Origin of the sequence: Mesorhizobium sp. M0590 (assembly GCF_040320905.1) — a bacterium.
Taxonomy (GTDB): domain Bacteria; phylum Pseudomonadota; class Alphaproteobacteria; order Rhizobiales; family Rhizobiaceae; genus Mesorhizobium.
Genome location: NZ_JAMYQN010000060.1, coordinates 1 through 2,618 on the forward strand (window position 1 = coordinate 1; position 2,618 = coordinate 2,618).

Genomic DNA, 2,618 nt, shown 5'->3' on the forward strand with positions numbered 1-2,618 from the left:
CTCCGCGAATGCGGAGCGGCAAGGAGGGTGAGTGCCGACAGCGTGATCTGATCGCGTCGTCTGTCGCGCTGGTCATGTGTCCACAACAAGCTCCGACTGCGTCAGCATGGAGTGGCTGCTTGCAGCCTATTCCATCGGACAAAGGAGCTTGTCATGACCCAACTTCGCCAGCGCATGAGCGAGGACATGGAGGTGCGCAACCTCGCGCTCAACACCCAACTCTCCTATCTTCAGCAGGTGTCGCTGTTTGCGCGTCACTTCGGCAAGTCGCCGGACTTGCTCCGCGCGAGGATATTCGGACCTATCAGGTCTATCTGACCAACGAGAAGAAGCTGTCGCACGGCTCAATCCACATCGCCATTGCGGCGCTGCGCTTTCTCTACAGTGTGACGCTCGAAAGGGCCTGGGCGCCTGAAGAGGTCCTGCCGCTTCCCAAGAAGCCGCAGAAGCTGCCGATCATCCTCAGTGCCGAGGAAGTTCAGCGGTTCCTCGGCTGCGTCCTCGACGTCAAACACCACGCCATCCTGACCACTTGCTATGCCGCCGGCTTGCGCATCTCGGAAGCGGTGCAGCTGAAGCCCACGGGCATCGATAGCCAGAGAATGGTCATCCGCGTGGAGCAGGGCAAAGGCCAGAAGGACCGCTATGTGATGCTGTCGCCCAAGCTCTTGGAGATCCTGCGCAGCTACTGGAAGGTGCGGCGGCCAAAGGAGTGGCTCTTCCCCGGCGATCGTGCCGGCCAGCCGATCACCAGGGATGCGGTGGGACACGCCTGCGCGAAAGCGCGCGACCGCTCCGGATTGTCCAAGCCGGTCACGCCCCATTCGCTTCGCCACGCCTTCGCCGTCCATCTGCTGGAGGCCGGCGCCGACGTGCGCACCATTCAACTGCTGCTCGGTCACCGCAGCCTCGCGACCACCGCCCATTACCTGCGGATCGCCACCAACAAGGTCTGCGCCACGTCGAGCCCCTTCGAGCTCTTGCCGAGGCCGGCGCCCACCCCGCCGCCGCCCGCCAAGCCGCAGTACTTCTAAGCTCGCGCCGATGGCCCGCTCGGGGCCGGAAGTGGCGGACATCTTCCGCCGCTACGGCGAAGCCTATCGTGCGCAGCATGACGCGCAGCTGTCGATCGCCCAGCGCCGCGTCATGACGGCGATCGAACTGTGCCGGACCGCCGCGCTCGGCGGGCATGTCGAGCAGTGCGATCACTGCGGCCACCGGCGCATCGCCTTCAACAGCTGCCGCGACAGGCATTGCCCCCGCTGCCAATCGCTGGCTCGCGCGCAATGGCTGGAGGATCGTCGCGCCGAGCTCCTCGACACGCAATACTTTCACGTCGTCTTCACGCTGCCCGGCGACATTGCCGCCATCGCTTATCAGAACAAGGCGCTCGTCTACGCCCTGCTCTTCCGCGCCGCCGCCGAGACCCTGCGCACCATCGCCGCCGACCCCAAGCACCTGGGCGCCGAGATCGGCTTCTTCGCCGTGCTGCACACCTGGGGCCAGAACCTGCTCCATCATCCGCATCTGCATTGCGTGGTCCCAGGCGGCGGCCTGTCTGCCGACGGCGATCGATGGATCGCCTGCAAGCCCGGCTTCTTTCTGCCGGTCCGGGTGCTCTCACGCCTGTTCCGACGATTGTTCCTGGAGCATCTGGAGAAAGCCTTCGACGCCGGCCAGTTGAAGTTCTTCTCTGACTTGCAGGCCTTGAGCGAGCGCGACGCCTTCCGGCGCTATTTGGCGCCGCTACGAAAGGCTGAGTGGGTCGTCTTTGCCAAACCGCCCTTCGCCGGACCTGCCCAGGTGCTCGACTATGTCGGGCGCTATACGCACCGCGTCGCCATCTCCAACAACCGCCTCATCGACATCGAGGACAACGCCGTTCGTTTCCGCTGGAAGGACTACCGGCACGGCAATCGGCAGAAGGTCATGACCGTCGCGTCCGACGAGTTCATTCGCCGCTTCTTGTTGCACGTCCTGCCCGAGGGCTTCCATCGCATCCGCTACTACGGCTTTCTCGGCAATCGCTACCGCGCGCAAAAGCTCGCCCACTGCCGCGACCTGCTCGGCATGCCGGTTCCCGAGCCGTCGGATGGCTCATCCGAAAGGGATTACCGCGACCGCTATGAGGATCTCACCGGTCATTCCCTCAGGCAATGCCCCGCCTGTCGTCAAGGCCAGATGATCATCGTCGAAATCTTCGACGGCGCCACTGGACCCCCGCCATACTGGGATACGTCATGAAAGAACCGCTCCGCTTTCGCCGTCACCGCATCGCACGAGCCGTTCGGCCGGAAAACCGAGTCGGTCCCGCGAAGCTGCGCGCCGTCACCCCCGGCTGCCTTTGCCGGGCAAGGCGCGACGCCGGTCCTCACTTTGCCGAACCTATATCCGTGCCGCTTTCGGCACACGCGACCCCTGCAATCGCTGCGTCCAGGACCGCATCCGCGCCCACGCCATCCCTGTTCATGGCCACGGCCTGATTGAACGCCCATAGCGGCCAGCCGTGCCGGCGGCTTAGTCCAACACGTTTTTAGCTCACCGTCGCGATCCACCTCAGCGCGCTCTCGCCACCCGCCTTTCTCCGCGACGCCAAGCTAAAAACGCTCTGCATTATG

1 protein-coding gene and 1 pseudogene are annotated in these 2,618 nt (G+C 64.3%); both read left to right on the top strand.

Features of this window, described 5'->3' with window-relative positions:
* The first annotated feature begins 153 nt into the window (after positions 1-153).
* Positions 154-1,034: pseudogene (locus tag NKI52_RS32545) on the top strand (tyrosine-type recombinase/integrase).
* 10 nt (positions 1,035-1,044) lie between these two features.
* On the top strand, positions 1,045-2,244 hold the full coding sequence (locus tag NKI52_RS32550; RefSeq protein WP_352700859.1) for an IS91 family transposase: 1,200 nt from the start codon (positions 1,045-1,047) through the stop codon (positions 2,242-2,244).
* The last annotated feature ends 374 nt before the right edge of the window (positions 2,245-2,618 follow it).

Bases quoted from the DNA above. Each gene is read 5' to 3' on its own strand.
- NKI52_RS32550 (WP_352700859.1), top strand. From the start codon at position 1,045: ATGGCCCGCTCGGGGCCGGAAGTGGCGGACATCTTCCGCCGCTACGGC.